General features: G+C 66.4%; 14 protein-coding genes. 6 read left to right on the forward strand and 8 right to left on the reverse strand.

The features are described 5' to 3' along the window. Positions 1-1,063: 1,063 nt before the first annotated feature. On the reverse strand, positions 1,064-1,987 hold the full coding sequence (locus ACNFBT_RS15585; protein ID WP_416750766.1) for a LysR family transcriptional regulator: 924 nt from the start codon (positions 1,985-1,987) through the stop codon (positions 1,064-1,066). A 121-nt stretch (positions 1,988-2,108) separates the two neighbouring features. Here ACNFBT_RS15585 and ACNFBT_RS15590 point away from each other — a divergent pair, with 121 nt between their 5' ends. Continuing rightward, entirely contained in the window at positions 2,109-2,870 is a 762-nt protein-coding gene (locus ACNFBT_RS15590) for a 3-oxoacyl-ACP reductase family protein (protein WP_416750768.1), read from the forward strand. 112 nt (positions 2,871-2,982) lie between these two features. Here ACNFBT_RS15590 and ACNFBT_RS15595 read toward each other — a convergent pair whose 3' ends face one another. Further along, positions 2,983-4,071, reverse strand: a complete 1,089-nt coding sequence (locus tag ACNFBT_RS15595; protein ID WP_416750770.1) for an FUSC family protein — start codon at positions 4,069-4,071, stop codon at positions 2,983-2,985. An 86-nt stretch (positions 4,072-4,157) separates the two neighbouring features. Then, complete coding sequence (locus ACNFBT_RS15600) at positions 4,158-5,594, reverse strand: ArnT family glycosyltransferase (protein WP_416750772.1); 1,437 nt, start codon at positions 5,592-5,594, stop codon at positions 4,158-4,160. A gap of 116 nt (positions 5,595-5,710) precedes the next feature. On the opposite strand from ACNFBT_RS15600, the gene ACNFBT_RS15605 reads away from it, so the two are divergent. Together ACNFBT_RS15605 and ACNFBT_RS15610 are read left to right on the forward strand one after the other, a co-directional pair. Then, entirely contained in the window at positions 5,711-6,772 is a 1,062-nt protein-coding gene (locus tag ACNFBT_RS15605) for a metallophosphoesterase (protein WP_416750774.1), read from the forward strand. 86 nt (positions 6,773-6,858) lie between these two features. Beyond that, positions 6,859-8,922, forward strand: a complete 2,064-nt coding sequence (locus ACNFBT_RS15610) for a putative bifunctional diguanylate cyclase/phosphodiesterase (protein ID WP_416750776.1) — start codon at positions 6,859-6,861, stop codon at positions 8,920-8,922. Here ACNFBT_RS15610 and ACNFBT_RS15615 read toward each other — a convergent pair. Further along, on the reverse strand, positions 8,906-9,772 hold the full coding sequence (locus tag ACNFBT_RS15615) for a LysR family transcriptional regulator (RefSeq protein ID WP_416750778.1): 867 nt from the start codon (positions 9,770-9,772) through the stop codon (positions 8,906-8,908). The two genes, ACNFBT_RS15610 and ACNFBT_RS15615, sit on opposite strands and share 17 nt — an antisense overlap. A gap of 178 nt (positions 9,773-9,950) precedes the next feature. On the opposite strand from ACNFBT_RS15615, the gene ACNFBT_RS15620 reads away from it, so the two are divergent. The 3 genes from ACNFBT_RS15620 to ACNFBT_RS15630 are packed head-to-tail and all read left to right on the forward strand — an operon-like array spanning position 9,951 to position 12,272. Then, the gene (locus ACNFBT_RS15620) at positions 9,951-10,586 is read left to right on the forward strand and encodes an ankyrin repeat domain-containing protein (protein WP_416750780.1); all 636 of its coding nucleotides are present in this window, start codon (positions 9,951-9,953) and stop codon (positions 10,584-10,586) included. 28 nt (positions 10,587-10,614) lie between these two features. Next, positions 10,615-11,070 (forward strand): nucleoside deaminase, encoded by a 456-nt coding sequence (locus ACNFBT_RS15625; protein WP_416750782.1) that lies wholly within the window; start codon positions 10,615-10,617, stop codon positions 11,068-11,070. Then, entirely contained in the window at positions 11,067-12,272 is a 1,206-nt protein-coding gene (locus ACNFBT_RS15630; protein WP_416750784.1) for a CynX/NimT family MFS transporter, read from the forward strand. The genes ACNFBT_RS15625 and ACNFBT_RS15630 overlap by 4 nt, the downstream gene beginning before the upstream one ends. A 337-nt stretch (positions 12,273-12,609) precedes the next feature. Here the strand turns inward: ACNFBT_RS15630 and ACNFBT_RS15635 are convergent, their stop codons facing one another. The 4 genes from ACNFBT_RS15635 to ACNFBT_RS15650 form a co-directional block, all read right to left on the reverse strand. Continuing rightward, positions 12,610-12,777, reverse strand: coding sequence for a hypothetical protein (locus tag ACNFBT_RS15635; protein WP_178119515.1), 168 nt, complete (start codon positions 12,775-12,777; stop codon positions 12,610-12,612). Between the two features lie 130 nt (positions 12,778-12,907). After that, complete coding sequence (locus ACNFBT_RS15640) at positions 12,908-13,123, reverse strand: hypothetical protein (protein ID WP_416750786.1); 216 nt, start codon at positions 13,121-13,123, stop codon at positions 12,908-12,910. 233 nt (positions 13,124-13,356) lie between these two features. Then, entirely contained in the window at positions 13,357-14,754 is a 1,398-nt protein-coding gene (locus ACNFBT_RS15645) for an efflux transporter outer membrane subunit (RefSeq protein WP_416750788.1), read from the reverse strand. Further along, positions 14,751-17,942: an efflux RND transporter permease subunit gene (locus tag ACNFBT_RS15650; protein ID WP_416750790.1), complete on the reverse strand. Its 3,192-nt coding sequence runs from the start codon at positions 17,940-17,942 to the stop codon at positions 14,751-14,753. The genes ACNFBT_RS15645 and ACNFBT_RS15650 overlap by 4 nt, the downstream gene beginning before the upstream one ends. Between the last annotated feature and the right edge of the window lie 88 nt (positions 17,943-18,030).

The raw sequence follows: 18,030 nt of genomic DNA on the forward strand, positions 1-18,030 counted from the left end.
GTCTTTCTTGTCCGCCGTCCGTCCAGCGCGAATTGGCTCGATTGCAATTTACCTGTCTGGATACGCAGTGGCGGACAGTGCATACAGCGTATCGCTTCCGTTGTCGGCAGGGGCATATCCTTACTTGTCCCGCGATAAGTCTACGGGAGTTGTACGGCTGCCATGCCTGCCGTGCTGACGAAAGAATGCGACGGTTGGAGCAGCGAGCGGCGCAAGATGGCAGTCAATGCCTAGACCTGGAAAGCCCGTGGGCGGGGGTGGGGAAGAAGTATCGCTTTCGCTGTCTGCGCGACCCGAACCATGAATGGTTGCGTACGTATCCGTTCGCCTTGAGAAATGCTGGCTGCCCTCACTGCTCCTTGTCGGAAACAACCCGGAAGCGCCTCGATATCGACGGCTTGCAACGCTTGCAGGCTGCGGCGAAACGTCAGGGCGGTGAGTGCCTGGCGTCGGAATTCATCGGAGTGAACCACAAGTACCGGTTTCGCTGCGCCAATGGACATATATGGGCGGCCAATGGGGCACGTATCTTGAGGGGCGAGAATTGGTGCCGCAAATGCCATAGCCTGAGCATAAGGCTGACGCTCGAGGATATGCGGCAGGCCGCCGCAGCCCATGGAGGTCAGTGCTTATCAACGAAATACCACATGAACTCCACTCACTATGTCTGGCTATGTGTCTGTGGGCATACCTGGCGCGCGACTTTCGCCAATGTTCGGGCAGGTACCTGGTGTCCGACCTGCGCTCACATGAGCCATACAAAAGTAGGTTCGGCTGCCTGGAGGCGATATCAGGCTCATGTGTTCAGAGAGTGAGCGGGACACGCCAATGAAAAAGTCCCGACAAGTTCGGGGCTTTTCGTATCCGGCAGGCATCAAACCGTAGGGCGTATAGCCGTTTGCAGTTATACGCCGCTTCACCGATGTTCCGGCCAGAGCATCTGTTGAGCCCGGAGTGCCCTCTGGCATGTACTTCGAACCAACTACGGAGCGCCCGGATGTCACGCTCAAACGGCGTATAACGTCGAACGTTATACGCCAACGCCAAGTGGAGTCCTGCCGCCTCAGATCGCCGAAAACCGCTGCCCCAGCCCGCTCTCGCGAAAGTGCTCGACTACATACTCGACAAAGACGCGGGTCTTGGCTGGCAGGAGCTTTTGCGCGGCGTAGTAGATGGCGGTGTTGCCGGCATCCACGTACCACTCCGGCAGCACCCGGACCAGCCTGCCATCGTCCAGGTACGGCAATGCGTGCTGCATGCTGACCAGGGTGATGCCCAGCCCCTTGAGGGCGGCGAAGCAGGCCGCTTCCGGGTCGCTCAGGGTCATGCGTTCCTTCAGGGCGATGGGCGCCTGGGCGTGCTGGCGGTTGACCAGCGGCCAGGGGCGCACCCGGCCGGTCTGCGGCGAGCGGATGCGGATGCCGTCGTGGCTGGGCAGGTCGCTCGGATAACGGATCGGCGGATGGGCGTCGAGGTATTCCGGCGAGGCCAGCAGCACCAGGTGCGCCGGCGACAGCTTGCGCGCCACGACCCCCGGCGGCAGCTCGAAGCCGCCGCCGATGGCTGCGTCGAAGCCTTCGGCGATCAGGTCCACCTGGCGGTTGTCGAAGTGCCAGTCCGGGCGGATCGACGGGTAGCGCCCGAGGAAGTCCGGCAGCAATGGCAGGATGTAGTCGCGGCCGAACACCAGCCCCATGCTCACTTTCAGCACGCCGCTGGGCTGGCCGTCGGCGCTGGCCAGGTTGGCGATGGCGCTCTGCAGGCTGGCGAGGCCGCCGCTGGCTTCATCGAGAAATCGTTCACCGGCTTCGGTCAGGGTCAGGCTGCGGGTACTACGCTGGAACAGCCGCACGCCCAGGTTGTTCTCCAGCCGGGCGACGTTCTTGCTCACCGCCGCCGGTGTCAGCCCCAGGCGCCGCGCGGCGGCGGCGAAACTGCCGGCTTCGGCGCTGCGCACGAAGCACTCGATACTGATCAGGCTTTCCATGGGTGGTATTCCGGATGTTTGGTATCGACTGAATATAGCGATTACTGGCTACCGAGTAATGAGTCCGAAGGGGAAACTGGCCCCGTCGAACTGATTCCCCACTACTTCCTGGAGACACACCATGACCACCACGCAATCCACCCGCGCATCCCTCATCGGCAAAGTCGCATTCGTGCAAGGCGGTTCCCGTGGCATCGGCGCCGCCATCGTGCAGCGCCTGGCCAATGAAGGCGCCAGCGTCGCCTTCACCTACGTCAGCTCGGCACAGAAGGCCGAGGACCTTGCCGCCAGCATCGAAGCCACCGGCGGTCGCGCCCTGGCGATCAAGGCCGACAGCGGCGACGCCGCCTCCGTGCAGGCCGCCATCGACAGCGCCGCCCAGCGTTTCGGCCGTATCGACATCCTGGTGAACAACGCCGGCGTGCTGGCCATCGCCCCGCTGGAAGAGTTCAACCTGGACGACTTCGACCGCACCCTGGCGGTGAACGTACGTAGCGTCTTCGTCGCCACCCAGGCCGCCGCGCGGCACATGGGCGAGGGCGGCCGGATCATCACCATCGGCAGCACCAACGCCGATCGCATGCCCTTCGGCGGTGGCGCCGTGTATGCCATGAGCAAGTCGGCGATCGTCGGCCTGACCAAGGGCCTCGCCCGTGACCTCGGCCCGCGCGGCATCACCGTGAACAACGTGCAGCCCGGCCCGGTGGACACCGACATGAACCCGGCTGACAGCGACTTCGCGGAATCCCTGATGGGCCTGATGGCGGTCGGCCGTTATGGCCGCGCGGAAGAAGTCGCTGCCTTCGTCGCTTACCTGGCGGGCCCGGAAGCGGGCTATATCACGGGCGCCAGCCTGACCATCGACGGCGGTTTCGCGGCTTGATTGGCTGCGCGTCGGCATAACTGCGTTGAAAAATGCCCCGGGCTGCTCATTTGCAATCTGCAAACTCCGCGCCCGTGGCATTTTTCGCCTTGTTCTGCTCTAGCTCGCGCAATCAAGCTCTATCTCTACTCTGGATGTTCCAGTGCACGGCCGTGGCGGCGAGTTTCTCCGAGAGCATCTCCACCTGTTCGTACAGGCGCAGCGTCAGCCAGTAGAAGCCCTGCTTCTCGAAGGAGTCGGTGAGGTTGAGGGGGCGCGCGGGGAGGTTCTCCAGGCCCTGGCAGGCCTGCACCAGTTTGCTGGTGCGGCTGAACTTCAGGGCATGGGCCGATTGCAGCAGCAGGCGGCCGATCAGTTGCCGGTGGCTGTCCAGGCTCGCCGGCACCGGTTCGATCTCGCCGGCCTGGGCGGCGAACTGGCGCGAGGCGATCAGCGATTCGAGGGTGCCCATCACGGCGCGGTGAATGCGCTGGATGATCTCCAGGTCGCGCAGCGGCATCCCGGTCTCCCGAGCCACCGGCCCCAGGTGGGCGCGGGAGGCCACCAGACGGTGGTCCAGCTCCTCCAGCTGGCGGGCGAAATGCTCCGCGGTGAAGTCGTGGTTGGACGACAGTTGCCCATACATCCGCGCGCAGGCCCGCAGGTTGTCCGAGAGCAGGTAGCGCCAGACGTAGACCGCCCGCAGCGGATAGATCTGCGAGAAGAGCAGGGCGATGGCGACCCCGATCAGCACGTTGGCCGAGCGCCACAGGCCTTCGGTGAAGCCGGTTTCCCCGGGGCCCGCGACGATGCACAGGGTAATCCCCGCGAGCAGCGCCACGTAGCCGGGGCGGCGGATGGCGAAGAACGCCGAGGCGGCGCCGAACACCGACATCAGCAGGTAGGCCAGGAGCTGGGAGCGGGTCTGGTCGTAGACGGCGATCACGCACAGCCCCAGCACCGCGCCGACCAGGGTGCCGACGATCCGCTCGTAGGACTTGCCGCGAATGGTGCCCTGGTGCACCAGCCCGCCCATCACCACCAGCACCGTCACCGAGGACCACAGGCCGTGGGGCAGCTGCAGCGCGTTGGTCAGCAGCATCGACGCCAGTAGCGCCAGGCCGACCCGGATGCAGTGGATCCAGGCGGCGTAGCGGTAGCGGCTGTAGGGGTTGGCCAGGCGGCGGAAGGGCAGGCTGAGGATCGACGGGGGCTTCGCCAAGGGAAGCGGCTCCTGTGCGGGCAATGGCGATATGGCAAGGTTAGCCGGTCCCGCCGGCGTCGGAGCGGTGGCAGGTCAATGCCGGCTCACTCGTGGTCGACGAAGTAGTAGTCGCGCTGGCCGACCCGGAAATGCTGCAGCACGCTCAGCGGCGGCTGTGGCGTTTCCAGGCTTTCCAGCAGGGCGACGTGCCCGCCGGGCTGGGTGAGCTGCGCCATCAGTTGCTCGTGGGTGTCCAGCGCCGGCAGACGGCTGCGGCTGTAGAACACGGCGGCGCCGGCCAGGCGTTCGCTGGGCTGGAACAGCGTGACCTGCCGGCCCGCCTCCTGCTGCTGGCGAATCTCCTGGGTCAGTGGCAGGAAGGATTCCTGCTGGTCCGCGCGCGGTTCGATCCACAGCGCGTAGCCCAGGTAGAAGCCAGGTACCAGCAGCATCAGGGCGAGCAGCAGGCCGCGCGCTTGGCGGTCCCCCTGGGCATGACGGGCCCGCCAGCGCTGCAGCAGTTCGCGGCCGTACTCGGCGCCGATCACCGCCGCCGCCGGGGCGAGCGACATCAGGTAGACCATGCGTTTGCTGGAGGCGAACGTCAGCAGGGTGAACTGCGCTGCCAGCCAGAGGCAGAAGAACAGCAGGTAGCGATCGCTCGCCAGGCGTTTGCGGAAGTGCCAGAGCCCCAGGTAGAGCAGCAGGTTCCACGGCAGGAAGGCCTGCGGCAGGCGGACCAGGTAGTAGTAGAAGGGCTCGAAGTGGCCGGCTTCGCTGAACGAGCCGTTGAAGCGCCCGACGCTGTTGGTCCAGAGGATTTCCTGCAGGGCGGTGATGCCGCCGTCGCGGTACAGGAACATCAGCCAGATGAGCAGCGGGACCAGGCCCAGCACCGTCCAGAGCGCCGGCCGGACCCAGGCGGAAATCTCCAGGCGCCTTTGGGTGACGGTGTCCCAGAGCAGGCAGGCGAAGATCACCACGCCCGGCAGCGCCAGGCCCAGCACACCTTTGCTCAGGGTGGCGAGCGTGATGCCGAGGGTGAAGGTCAGCCAGTGGCCCGGCCGGCCCGGCGACTGCAGCCAGACCTGCAGGAAGGACAGCAGCGCCAGCGTCACGCCGAGGGCGAGCAGGGCGTCTTCACCCACCTGGCGGGCGTTGCTCCAGAAGCTCGCCAGGGTCATCAGCATCAGCGCGGCGAACAGTGCCAGCAGCGGCGGCCGCCCGATGCGCCTGAGCGTGCCGTAGAGCAGCAGGACGCAGCACAGCCCGGCGAACGCCGAGGCCAGGCGTGCGGCCAGCGCGGTCGGGCCGAGCAGGCGCATGGCGGTGACGTCCAACCACAGGCTGAGCGGCGGCTTTTCCAGGAAGGGCAGGCCGTTCAGGCGGGGCGTCACCCAGTCATGGTCGAGGTACATCTCCATCGCGATGCCGGCTACCCGGGGTTCGGTGGAGCCCTGCAACTGGTGATTGCCCAGCGCGGTGAAGAACAGCAGGCCGCCCAGCAGGAGCAGCAGGGCGAGGTGGCGGTAGGAGGGCATGGTGTATCCGGCGTGGTTCGCTATGTCGCCAGATATAGGCGATGGCGCCTTAACACAGAATTAACCTACAGGGTGCTTCACTTTGACGCACAACCGACATGTCCCAGGGATTCACCATGTCCACCCGCCCGCTGAGCTCCACTGCTTCTCCCTCACCGCGCCGACGTCTTCTGCGCAGCCTGCTGCTGACCTTCGCCGCGTTGCTGGTGGTGGCGGGTTGCCTGGTGGGTTATCTGGTGATGGTTCCGCCGTCGCCTTATACCCCGCTGGCCGGCCAGCCGGCCTCGCAGGTCACCCTGCTGGCGCTGGGCGACCAGGGCAGCGGCAACCTCCAGCAATGGCGAGTAGCGCGGGGCATGGAGCGGGTCGCGGAAAGCGAGGGCGGGCTGAACATGGTGCTGCTGCTGGGCGACAACTTCTACGGCAAGCCGCTGACCGGGACCGGTGATGCTGCCTGGCAGCTGAAGTTCGAGCGTGTCTATCACGGCAACTGGCTGAGCCACGTTCCCTTCTATGCAGTGCTGGGCAACCACGATTACCCGAATTCCGCCGCCGTCGAACTGGACTACGGGCGCAAGGGCGCGGGCTCCGGCCGCTTCCAGATGCCCGATCCCTTCTATGTGCGTGATTTCGGCGAAGTCGAGGGCCGTCCGCTGTTGCGCGTAGTCTTCCTCGACACCTCCCAGGACGCCGCCGGCCGCCTGCGCCAGGCGGACTTCCTGGAGGCGGCCTTCGCCAAGGGCGGCCCGGCGCCGATGTGGAAGATGGTGGTGGCGCACCATGCGATCCGCAGCGGCGGCGGCAAGCACGGCGAGGACCAGGAACTGCTGGCCCAGCTGTTGCCCTCCATGCAGCGCAGCGGGGTGGACATCTACCTGTCGGGCCATGAGCACAATCAGCAGGTGCTGGTGCACCCTGGTGAGCCGGCCTGGCTGATTTCCGGCGGCGGTGGACAGACCATCGATACCTTCAAACCCGCGGCGCCGACCGATGACGTGCCGTTCGCTCTAGCCAGTCCGGGGTTCGCCCGCCTGGCCTTCACCCCGGAGCGGCTGCAACTGGCTTACTACGACGCGGACGGGCGCCAGGAGCAGCGTTTCCTTTGGGCACGGGCCTGCCCGTGGATGGCGCAAGGTTGCCTGCACCGGGACGACGCGACCCAAATAGCGACGAACTGACTCGCTTGCCAGTGTTGTGCCACCAGGGATTTCGCTAAAATCCGGGCCTTTTGCGCGATCCTTTCCTGCGCGCCTCGAGAGCCCCCATGCTGACTGGTAGTTACGATCCCTCCCTGGTCTTGATCTCGCTCTGCGTGGCGATCCTGGCGTCCTACACCGCTCTCGACCTCGCCGGCCGGATCGCCACCGCCAGGGGCTGGCCGACGCTGCTGTGGATCGCTGGCGGCGGGGTGGCGATGGGCATCGGCATCTGGTCGATGCACTTCATCGGCATGCTTGCCTTCAGCCTGCCCATTGCTCTGGGTTACGACATGCCGCTCACGCTGCTGTCACTGGCCATTGCGGTGATCAGTTCCGGGTTCGCCCTGGCGCTGGTCAGCCAGGAGAGCCTGCCGCCGTGGCAACTGGTAATCGGCGCCCTGGCGATGGGCGCCGGGATCAGCTGCATGCACTACCTGGGGATGTCGGCGATGCTCATGCAGCCGGGCATCGACTACGACCCGTTGTGGTTCGGCCTGTCGCTGCTGATCGCCGTGCTCGCCTCGGGGGCGGCGCTGTACATCGCCTTCCGCCTGCGTCGCAACACGCCCTACGTGCGCCTGGTGCGCGGCGGCGCGGCGTTGGTGATGGGCGTGGCGATCGTCGGCATGCACTACACCGGCATGGCCGCGGCGCGCTTCCCCGAAGGCAGTTTCTGCGGCGCGGCGCCCAGCGGGCTGGGCAATGACTGGATGGCGGTGCTGATCATCGTCGTCACCCTGGCGGTGATCGGTATCGCCCTGCTGACCTCGGTGCTCGACGCGCGCCTGGAGTCGCGCACCGCGCTGCTCAGCTCGTCGCTGGCGCGGGCCAACCAGGAACTCACCCAACTGGCCCTGCACGACAACCTGACGCGCCTGCCCAACCGTGTGTTGCTGGAGGATCGCATCGAGCAAATGATCAGCAAGGTGCAGCGTAACGGCGGGCATTTTGCGCTGATGTTCCTTGATCTTGACGGCTTCAAGCCGGTCAACGATGCCTTCGGTCATCATGTCGGCGACCTGTTGCTCAAGGATGTCGCCAGTCGCCTGCGCAACAACCTGCGCAGCGAGGACACGGTGGCGCGCATCGGCGGCGACGAGTTCGTCCTGCTGGTGTCCCTCGCCGAGCTGGAAGACGCCATGACCATCGCCAGCCAGCAGGTCAGCCTGCTGGCGCAGCCGTTCCAGGTCTCCGGCCAGGAGCTGCGCATCGCCGCCAGCATCGGCATCGCGCTGTATCCCGGTGATGGCGCCACCCAGCAGGAGCTGCTGCGCAACGCCGACGCCGCGATGTACCACGCCAAGGGCAACGGCAAGAACGGCTACAGCTTCTTCGAGCAGTCGATGAACACCAATGCCCGCAACCACCTGCAACTGGTCCACGACCTGCGCGCGGCTCTGGCGCGGCGCGAGTTCGTCCTGCATTACCAGCCCAAGTTCGCCGCCAGCGGCGAGCCGGTCGGCGCCGAGGCGCTGCTGCGCTGGCTGCACCCGCAGCGCGGCCTGCTGATGCCCGATACCTTCATCGCCCTGGCGGAGCGTACCGGCCTGATCATCTCCATCGGCGACTGGGTGCTGGACGAGGCCTGCCGGCAGATGAGCCTGTGGTATGCGCAGGGCTACCGCGACTGGCGTGTGGCGGTGAACCTCTCGGCGCTGCAGTTCTGCCACGCCGGGCTGGTGGACTCGGTGGCCGGCGCGCTGAACCGCTACCAGCTGCCGGCCAACTGCCTGACCCTGGAAATCACCGAGACCACGGCGATGCGCGACGCCGATGCGAGCCTGGAAATCCTCGGGCGCCTGGCGGAGATGGGGGTGGACCTGTCCATCGACGATTTCGGCACCGGCTATTCCAGCCTGCTGTACTTGAAGCGCCTGCCGGCCAACGAGTTGAAGATCGATGGCGGCTTCGTCCGCGACCTGGAGCAGGACAGCGACGACGCGGCGATCGTCTCGGCCATCGTCGCCCTGGGCCAGGCGCTGGAGTTGCGGATCGTCGCCGAAGGGGTGGAAACGCCGCGCCAGCAGGACTTCCTCACCCGCCTGGGCTGCGATTCGCTGCAAGGCTTCCTGTTCGGCAAGCCGGTGCCCGCCGAGCAGTTCATCGATCACATCAGCGCGACGGCGTGACCTCGGCGAGCTGCGCACACAGGTTGCGCAACTGCTCGCACAGGCTGCGCCCGGCGCTGCCCAGCTCGGGGCGGGCGTAGAGCGCCAGCTCCAACCCGTCGATCGGGGCGAAGCCCTGCGCGGCGTCCAGCAGTCGATGACCGGCATGACGGCCGCGCAACGGCAACAGGCTCACGCCCATTCCCGCGGCCACCGCCGCCGACAGGCTGGCCAGGCTGCCGCTGCTGTAGCTGATGCGCCAGCGCCGCCCGCTGGCTTCCAGGGCGTGGATCATCTCCTGGCGATACAGCGCGCCGAGCGGGAACACCACCAGCGGCAACGGATCGCGGGCGGCGGCAGGGTTGTCGGCGCTGTCCAGCCAGGCCAGCGGTTCCGGCCAGTGCGCCAGGCAGTCGCTGTCGGCGCCCCATTGCTTGACCAGCGCCAGGTCCAGCTCGCCGCTGCGGTACTGGCGCAACAATTCCTGGCTGAGGCCGCTGGAGACTTCCAGGCGCAGGCGCGGACGCTCCGCGCTGAAGGCCGCCAGCAGCGGCATCATGCGCTCCCCGGCGAAGTCCTCGGGCATCCCCAGGCGTAACACGCCTTCGCTGTGCTCGCTGCTCAGCGCCTCGCGGGCTTCGCCGCCCAGCTGGAGGATGCGCCGGGCGTAGCCGAGCAGGCGTTCACCCTGTTCGGTGGGCAGCACCTGGCGCTGGCTGCGGTCCAGCAGGCGGCAGTCCAGGCTCTGCTCCAGCCGCAGGATCTGCTGGCTGACGGTGGATTGGGTCAGGTGCAGCAGCTCGGCGGCGCGGGTGAAGTTGCCGGCATCCACCACCATCACGAAGCTGCGCAGGAGGTTGGGGTCTAGCATTTCGTTTTCCACTGAATGGCATGTTTCTATTTAATTTCAACATAGAATGCCCCTTCGTCATACTAGCGGCATTGTTTTCGAGGCTGTTGCCGCTTCGCCGCGCCTGCCACGGGCTGCACCGCGCCGGGCGTCGTCAGCCCGACAGCCTCCGGGCACGACAGCCGACAGAGGAGCGCCAATGGACACGCCGACCATCCAGACCGAGGACGTGCACAGCCGCGCGGCGGTGGAGGCCCTGCTGGTCGCCGCCAGCGCCGGGCGCGAGGAGGAGGTGGCGGCGCTGCTCAAGCGTGGCGTGCCGGTGGATGTCACCGACGGCCAGGGCAACACGCCGCTGCTCCTGGCCACCGCCCGGGACCGCGTGGGCGTCGCCGGCCTGCTGATCGCTTCCGGCGCCGACGTCAATCGGCAGAACCACATCCACGACAGCGCCTACCTGCTGGCCGGGGCAGCGGGGCGTCTGGAAATCCTCAAGCTGACCCTTGCCCACGGGGCAGACCTGCGCAGCACCAACCGCTATGGCGGCACCGCGCTGATCCCGGCCTGCGAGCGCGGCCATGTGGAGGTGGTGGACACCCTGCTGCGCGCGGGCGTCGATCCGGACCATGTGAACAAGCTCGGCTGGACCGGGCTGCTCGAAGCCATCCTGCTCAGCGATGGCGGCCCGCGCCACCAGGCCATCGTGCAACGACTGATCAACGCCGGGGCGAACCTGAACCTGGCCGACAACGACGGCATCACGCCGCTGCAACACGCCCGCCAGCGCAACCAGACCACCATCGCCAGGATGCTGGAAGCCGCCGGCGCGCATTGAGCCCATGCCGATTTTGAAGAGAACTGCCATGCAACACGAAAACTTCATGCGCGAGGCCCTGCAACTGGCCCGCGACAATATCGAGGCCGGCGGCCGCCCGTTCGGCGCCGTGCTGGTCAAGGACGGCCAGGTGATCGCCCGTGCCGCCAATTCCATTCACCTGGACTGCGATCCGACCGCCCATGCCGAGCTGCTGACCCTCCGCCGTGCCGCCTCCGTGCTCGGTACGCCGCGCCTGGAGGGCTGCGTGATCTACGCCAGCGGCCACCCGTGCCCGATGTGCCTGGCGGCCATGCACCTGTGCGGCGTCGAGGCGGCGTACTTCGCCTATTCGAACGATGAGGGCGAGCCGTTCGGCCTGTCCACCGCCCGCGTCTACCAGCAGATGACCCTGCCGCCGCAGCAGCAGACGCTGCCGCTGCGGCCATTGCGGCCGGCCGGGGAAGAGGGGCTCTATGTGCGCTGGCAGGCGCACGGCAAATGAGCCGCAGCATCGCCGTAGCGGCGGGAGAAACGACCCGCGCCAGCTGGGTCGGCCTGCTGGTGATCGTCGCGTTGGGTATCAACCTGCGACCGATCCTCACCTCCATCGGCCCCTTGCTCACCGATATCCGTGACGCCACCGGCCTGGGTTTCCAGGGCGCCTCGATGCTCACTGTTCTGCCGGTCCTGTGCATGGGCCTGTTCGCCCTGGCCTTGCCCTGGGTCGGCCCGCGCCTGGGGGAAAGCCGAGGCGTGGTCGCTGGCCTGCTGGCCATCGGCGCCGCCTGTTTCTGGCGCCTGCTGCTGGACAGTGGCATGGCCCTGATCGCCAGCGCCGTGCTGGCCGGCACCGGGGTGGCGATCATCCAGGCGTTCGTGCCAGGGGTGATCAAGCGCTGGTTCCCGCACAAGGTGCCGTCGGCCATGGGGCTGTATTCGGCCTCGCTGATGGCCGGCGGCGGCAGCGCCGCGGTGCTGGCACCGGTGGTGTCGGAGCATTTCCACCGCTGGCAGGATGGCCTCGGCGCCTGGCTGCTGCTGGCAGTGGTCGGGTTGTTGCTGTGGGCGGTCGCACGCCCGCGCGAGACGCCGCTGGCCACGCCGCCGCGGCAGGCGGTGCAGCACTATTTCGGCAGCCGTCGCGCCTGGCTGCTGGCGCTGTATTTCGGGGTCATCAACGGCGGCTACACCAGCATGGTCGCCTGGCTGCCGGTGTATTACCGCCAGTTGGGCTGGAGCGCTCAGGCCAGTGGCGGGCTGATCGGCCTGATGACTATCTTCCAGGTGATCGCCGCGCTGACCATTCCGTTGCTGAGCCGCGGCTCCTCGGACCGTCGCGGCTGGCTGAGCCTGTGCCTGCTGATCCAGCTTGCCGGCTTCGTCGGGCTGATCGTATCGCCGCTGCACCTCTCCGGCCTCTGGGTGGCGTTGATCGGCTACGGCCTGGGCTCCTGTTTCGCCCTGAGCCTGACGCTGACCCTCGACCATCTGTCCGACCCGGGTGCGGCAGGGCGCCTGGCGGCCTTTGTGCAGGGCATCGGCTTCATCGTCACCGGCATCATTCCCTACGTGACCGGCGCTCTGCGCGACAGCACCGGCACCTTCCAGGCGTCCTGGATACTGCTGGCGGTGTCGGTGGTGGCGATGCTGGGGGTGACGCTGCGTTTCTCGCCCAAGGGGTATGCGCGGGCGATGGGCAGGTAAGCGATCCGCTGGTTGCCAGGGCGCCCGGTGGGCGTCTTGCGCGGACAAAGGCTGGGCGTCCTCGTTGCACCGGCGGGATACATCTGTGCTCGGGGCGGCCCTCACCCTAACCCTCTCCCAGGGGGAGAGGGGACCGTTCGGTGCAGGAGGAAATCTCGGTTTCAGCCGGCATGGACAGCTCCCTCTCCCTGAGGGAGAGGGCTGGGGTGAGGGGGAAAGTGCAGGCACAGGCTGTCCGGAAGTAGACAGTTGCTCCTACGGGAATGGGGGGAGCGAGAAACGGACCAGTATCGCAATTGGTCCATGCGCACATCGCGGATCGGGCCGTCGCCCGCTGCTACACCGATGTTGCCAGGTAGATCCGGTAGGTGATGACCGACAGCATGCTCAGCACGCCGATCCACATCAGCAGTACGCCAACGCCCCGTTCGCGGATGGTGAAACCGATCCCCAGCATGAACATGCCGAAGACGATGATGGCGATGGTGACGAGGATGGAGTCCATGGCGTGTCCTTGTCGCAGTGTTCCGATAGATGAAGTTTAGGCCAGCGACCGCTCGAATTGCCTTGATCCGTGTGAGTCGGGCGGGCGGATGATAGCTGCCTGGCATCGATTGCCCAAGCCGCGATGCCGCTCATGCCTGCTTTGCCTTCCTGCGGACCAGGCGGTAGGCCTTGAGCGTCAGGTGCAGGCCGCAGGGGCGTCGTTCGAGGTAACCCAGGTGAATGAGCAGGTCACTCAGGCCGGGATGGATCACTGCACCGCAAAGTACGCCGGCAAGAACCTTGCGCAGTTCGGTGTCCGAATGGGAGGAGGAGCTTTTTCTGCCGCCTCTTCGTTCGTTGCTCATGGTGGCCTGTTCCCTGTTTTTCTTTTTATCAGTCTGCGGCCTAGGGCTGTTCGGCGCATTTCCTATCGCTATCGGAAAATACCGATCCATACATCAGTATCTGGCAGAGTCTGGAAACTCATCATGTTCCGTTTATGGGAGCGGCGCGGATCGCCCATAAAAAAGCCCCACGGTCCGGAGCTCAGACCGCAGGGCTAGAAGGTCGAGATTGTCTCGACCGGGAGAGGAAACGATCAGGCCGAGGGCTGCCAGCCGCCGCCCAGGGCCTTGTAGATGGCGACGATGCCGCGATACACGTCCACTTCCGCCAGCGCCTGGGCGTCTTCGGCGGCCAGCTGTTCGCGTTCGGCGTCCAGCAGGTTGAGGAAGTCCACGGTACCTTCGCGGTACTGCTGGCCGGCCTGCTGCGCAGCGTTGCGGCTGGCCTCGGACTGGCGCACCAGCGAGACAAGGCGCTGCTGGCGCTTGCCATAGTCGCTGAAGGCGTTGGACGATTCCTCCAGCGCCAGCAGGACCTGTTGTTCGTAGGTCGCCAGGGCCGCGTCGGCGTCGGCCTTGGATGCCCGCAGGCGGGCCCGCACACTGCCCAGGTCGAAAGCCGCCCAGGTGATGCTCGGGGCGACGCCCCAGGCATTGGCGGCGGCCGAGCCGATCTGCGAGCCGCGCCCGGCGGTGAAGCCGAGGAAGCCGCCAAGGCTGACTTTCGGGAACAGGTCGGCGGTGGCCACGCCCACGTCCGCTGTGGCGGAGGCCAGGCGGCGTTCGGCGGCGGCGATGTCCGGGCGGCGGCGCAGCAGTTCGCCCGGGTCGCCGATCGGCAGGGCCTTGGCGATGGCCGGCAGCTGCTTGGGCGACAGGTCCACGCTCAGTGCGTCCGGGCGCTGGCCTAGGAGGGTGGCGATGCGGTTCTTCTGCCGGACCTCCTCGGCCTGCAGTTGCGGCACGCTGGCTTCGGTGGCGGCCAGGCGCGCTTCGGCACGCTGCACGTCCAGTTCGTTGCCCACGCCGGCATCGCGCAGCTGGATGGTCAGGTCGCGGGACTCGCGCTGGTTCTCCAGGTTGCTCTTGGCGATGCTTTCGCGCAGCTGCGCGCCGCGCAGTTGCCCATAGGCATCGGCCAGCTCGGCGATCAGGCTGACCTGCAGTTGCTGCAGGTCGGCCAGCGCAGCGTCGCTCAGGGCATCGCTGGACTCCAGCTCGCGGCGCACGCGGCCGAACAGGTCGACTTCCCAGATCATGTCCAGGCCCAGGTCGTAACGCTCCTGGTTGACCCGGTCATCGGTCTGCCCCGGCACCTGGCCCTTGCCGATCTGCGCGGAGGCGCGGCTGGTGACGGTGGGGAAGCGGTCGTTGGCGACGTCGTCGCGGATCGCCCGCGAGGCCAGCACGCGGTCATAGGCCACGCGCAGTTCGCGGTTTTCCTTCAGGACCTGATCGACCAGTTGAATCAGCACCGGGTCGTCGAACTGCTTCCACCAGGCGTCTTCGTAACGCGTACGGTCGTAGTCCTTGGCCTGGGCGTTGCTGTCCAGCCGAGCCGGCGCGGTGTCCGGCTTCTGGTAGTCGGGGCCGACCATGCAGGCGCTGAGGGCCAGCGCGAGCAGGGCAGGGGCGAAGAGTTTCAATTTCATACCGAATGCGCCTCGTGGGTCAGGGTGGCACGCGCTTGTTTCTTCGCTTCACGGGCTTCCATGACGCGACGGATCAGCACATAGAAGACCGGGGTCAGCAGCAGGCCGAAGAAGGTCACGCCGAGCATCCCGGAGAACACCGCGACACCCATGGCATGGCGCATTTCGGCGCCGGCGCCGGACGACAGCACCAGGGGCACCACTCCCATGATGAAGGCGATGGAGGTCATCAGGATCGGCCGCAGACGCAGGCGGCAGGCTTCCAGTACCGCGCTCAGGCGGTCCATGCCTTCGTCCTGTTTGTCCTTGGCGAACTCGACGATCAGGATCGCGTTCTTGCACGCCAGGCCCACCAGCACGATCAGGCCGATCTGGGTGAAGATGTTGTTGTCGCCGCCGGACAGGATCACGCCGGTGATGGCCGACAGCAGGGTCATCGGCACGATCAGGATCACCGCCAGCGGCAGGCCCCAGCTCTCGTACAGCGCCGCCAGCACCAGGAAGGCGAGCAGCACGCAGAGCGGGAAGACGAACACCGCGGTGTTGCCGGCGAGGATCTGCTGGTAGGTCAGGTCGGTCCACTCGTAGGTCATGCCGTTGGGCAGTTCCTGCTTCAGCAGCTTCTCGATCGCCGCCTCCGCCTGGCCGGAGCTGTAGCCCGGCGCGGCGGCGCCGTTGATCTCGGCGGTGATGAAGCCGTTGTAGTGCATCACCCGGTCGGGGCCTGCGGTGTCGCTGATCTTGATGAAGGTGGCCAGCGGGACCATCTCGCCCTGGTTGTTGCGCACCTTCAACTGACCGATCTGCTCGGGCTCCAGGCGGAACTTCTGGTCAGCCTGGACGTTCACCTGGTAGGTGCGGCCGAAGCGGTTGAAGTCGTTGGTGTACAGCGAACCCAGGTAGACCTGCAGGGTGTCGAAGATATCGCTGATCGCCACGCCGTGGGTCTTGGCCTTCTCGCGGTCGATGGCGGCATCCACCTGCGGCACGTTCACCTGGTAGCTGGTGAACACCGACATGGGGTTGAGCTCGGGCAGCGCACGGGCCTTGTTGAGGATGTTCTGGGTCTGGTTGTACAGCTCCTCGTAACCCAGGTTGCCACGGTCCTCCACCTGCAGGCGGAAGCCGCCGATGGTGCCCAGCCCCTGTACCGGCGGCGGCGGGAAGATGGCGATGTAGGCGTCCTGGATGTCGGCGAACTGCTTGTTCAGCTCGGCGGCGATCTCATTGGCGGACATGCCCGGGCCCTTGCGCTGGTCGAAGTCCTTCAGCGGTGTGAAGACGATGCCGCTGTTGGGGCTGTTGGTGAAGCCGTTGATCGACAGGCCGGGGAAGGCCACGGTGTGCTCGATGCCCGGGTGCTTGTTGGCAATGTCGGACATGCGCTTGATCACCGCTTCGGTGCGGTCCAGCGTGGCCGCGTCGGGCAACTGGGCGAAGGCCACCAGGTACTGCTTGTCCTGCTGCGGCACGAAGCCGGTCGGGGTGCTGGAGAAGCCCAGGTAGGTCAGGCCGATCAGCCCCGCGTAGAGGATCAGCGCGATCGAACTGCCACGCAGCACGCGGGTGACGGTGCCGACATAGCCGTGGCTGGCGCGGTCGAAGAAGCGGTTGAACGGACGGAACAGCCAGCTGCCCAGCAGTGTGTCCAGCAGTACCGAGAAGCGGTCCTTCGGCTCGTGGTGCCCCTTGAGCAGCACGGCGGCCAGCGCCGGCGACAGGGTCAGCGAGTTGAACGCGGAGATCACCGTGGAGATGGCGATGGTCAGCGCGAATTGCCGGTAGAACTGCCCGGTGAGGCCGGAGATGAAGGCGGTCGGCACGAACACGGCGCACAGCACCAGGGCGGTGGCGATGATCGGCCCGGTCACTTCGCGCATGGCGCGCTTCGTGGCTTCGATGGGGGTGAGCCCCAGCCCGATGTTCCGCTCGACGTTCTCCACCACCACGATGGCGTCGTCCACCACGATACCGATGGCCAGCACCAGGCCGAACAGCGATAGCGCGTTGAGCGAGAAGCCGAAGGCATGCATCACCGCGAAGGTGCCGATCAGCGACACCGGCACGGCGGCCAGCGGGATGATCGAGGCGCGCCAGGTCTGCAGGAACAGCACCACCACCAGCACCACCAGCACCAGGGCTTCGAACAGGGTGTGCACCACCGCCTCGATGGAGCCGCGGACGAAGATGGTCGGGTCATAGACGATGGAGTAGTCCACGCCCTGGGGGAAGTTCTTCTTCAGCTCGGCCATCTTCTCGCGCACCTCGTTGGAGATGGCGATGGCGTTGGAGCCGGGACGCTGGAAAATCGGGATGGCGACCGCCGGCTGGTTGTCCAGCAGCGAGCGCAGGGCGTACTGGCTGGAGCCGAGCTCGACGCGGGCGATGTCCTTCAGGCGGGTGATCTCGCCGTCCGGGCCGCTGCGGATGATGATGTTCTCGAACTCTTCCTCGCTGACCAGGCGTCCCTGGGTGTTGATCGACAGCTGGAAGCTGGTGGCATTCGGCGCAGGCGGCGCACCGAGGGAGCCGGCGGCGACCTGGCGGTTCTGCTCGCGGATGGCGTTGACCACGTCGCTGGCGGTCAGGTTGCGCGAGGCGATCTTGTTCGGGTCCAGCCACACGCGCAGGGAATAGTCGCCCATGCCGAACAGCTGCACGTCGCCTACGCCGTCCAGGCGCGCCAGCTCGTCCTTGATGTTGAGGATGGCGTAGTTGGACAGGTAGAGCATGTCGTAGCGGTTATCCGGCGAGGTCAGGTGCACGACCATGGTCAGGTCGGGCGAGGCCTTGTCGACGGTGATGCCGATGCGGGTGACTTCTTCCGGCAGCTTGGGCTCGGTGCGGGTCACGCGGTTCTGCACCTGCACCTGCGCGTTGTCCAGGTTGGTGCCCAGGGCGAAGGTGATGGTCAGGGTCATCTTGCCGTCGGCGGTGGACTGCGAGGACATGTAGAGCATGTTCTCGACGCCGGTGATGGCCTGCTCCAGGGGCGCCGCGACGGTCTCGCCGATCACCTTGGGGTTGGCACCGGGGAAGTTGGCGCGTACCACCACGGTGGGCGGCACCACTTCGGGGTATTCGCTGATCGGCAGCTGGAACAGCGAGATGGCCCCGCCGATCAGGATGATCAGCGAAAGCACGGCGGCGAAGATCGGCCGCTGGATGAAGAATTGCGAAAAGTTCATGGCTGGTTCCTGTCGCGAACGCATCGTTCGCCAAACCCGGGACAAAGGTCACCCGAGGCCCTGCGGGAACAGGGCCTGGGACATCACT

Origin of the sequence: Pseudomonas sp. NY15181, from assembly GCF_048068055.1 — a bacterium.
Lineage (GTDB): Bacteria > Pseudomonadota > Gammaproteobacteria > Pseudomonadales > Pseudomonadaceae > Pseudomonas.

Bases quoted from the DNA above. Each gene is read 5' to 3' on its own strand.
- ACNFBT_RS15585 (WP_416750766.1), bottom strand. From the start codon at position 1,987: ATGGAAAGCCTGATCAGTATCGAGTGCTTCGTGCGCAGCGCCGAAGCC.
- ACNFBT_RS15650 (WP_416750790.1), bottom strand. From the start codon at position 17,942: ATGAACTTTTCGCAATTCTTCATCCAGCGGCCGATCTTCGCCGCCGTG.
- ACNFBT_RS15610 (WP_416750776.1), top strand. From the start codon at position 6,859: ATGCTGACTGGTAGTTACGATCCCTCCCTGGTCTTGATCTCGCTCTGC.
- ACNFBT_RS15645 (WP_416750788.1), bottom strand. From the start codon at position 14,754: ATGAAATTGAAACTCTTCGCCCCTGCCCTGCTCGCGCTGGCCCTCAGC.
- ACNFBT_RS15600 (WP_416750772.1), bottom strand. From the start codon at position 5,594: ATGCCCTCCTACCGCCACCTCGCCCTGCTGCTCCTGCTGGGCGGCCTG.
- ACNFBT_RS15635 (WP_178119515.1), bottom strand. From the start codon at position 12,777: ATGGACTCCATCCTCGTCACCATCGCCATCATCGTCTTCGGCATGTTC.
- ACNFBT_RS15640 (WP_416750786.1), bottom strand. From the start codon at position 13,123: ATGAGCAACGAACGAAGAGGCGGCAGAAAAAGCTCCTCCTCCCATTCG.
- ACNFBT_RS15625 (WP_416750782.1), top strand. From the start codon at position 10,615: ATGCAACACGAAAACTTCATGCGCGAGGCCCTGCAACTGGCCCGCGAC.
- ACNFBT_RS15620 (WP_416750780.1), top strand. From the start codon at position 9,951: ATGGACACGCCGACCATCCAGACCGAGGACGTGCACAGCCGCGCGGCG.
- ACNFBT_RS15615 (WP_416750778.1), bottom strand. From the start codon at position 9,772: ATGCTAGACCCCAACCTCCTGCGCAGCTTCGTGATGGTGGTGGATGCC.
- ACNFBT_RS15630 (WP_416750784.1), top strand. From the start codon at position 11,067: ATGAGCCGCAGCATCGCCGTAGCGGCGGGAGAAACGACCCGCGCCAGC.
- ACNFBT_RS15590 (WP_416750768.1), top strand. From the start codon at position 2,109: ATGACCACCACGCAATCCACCCGCGCATCCCTCATCGGCAAAGTCGCA.
- ACNFBT_RS15605 (WP_416750774.1), top strand. From the start codon at position 5,711: ATGTCCACCCGCCCGCTGAGCTCCACTGCTTCTCCCTCACCGCGCCGA.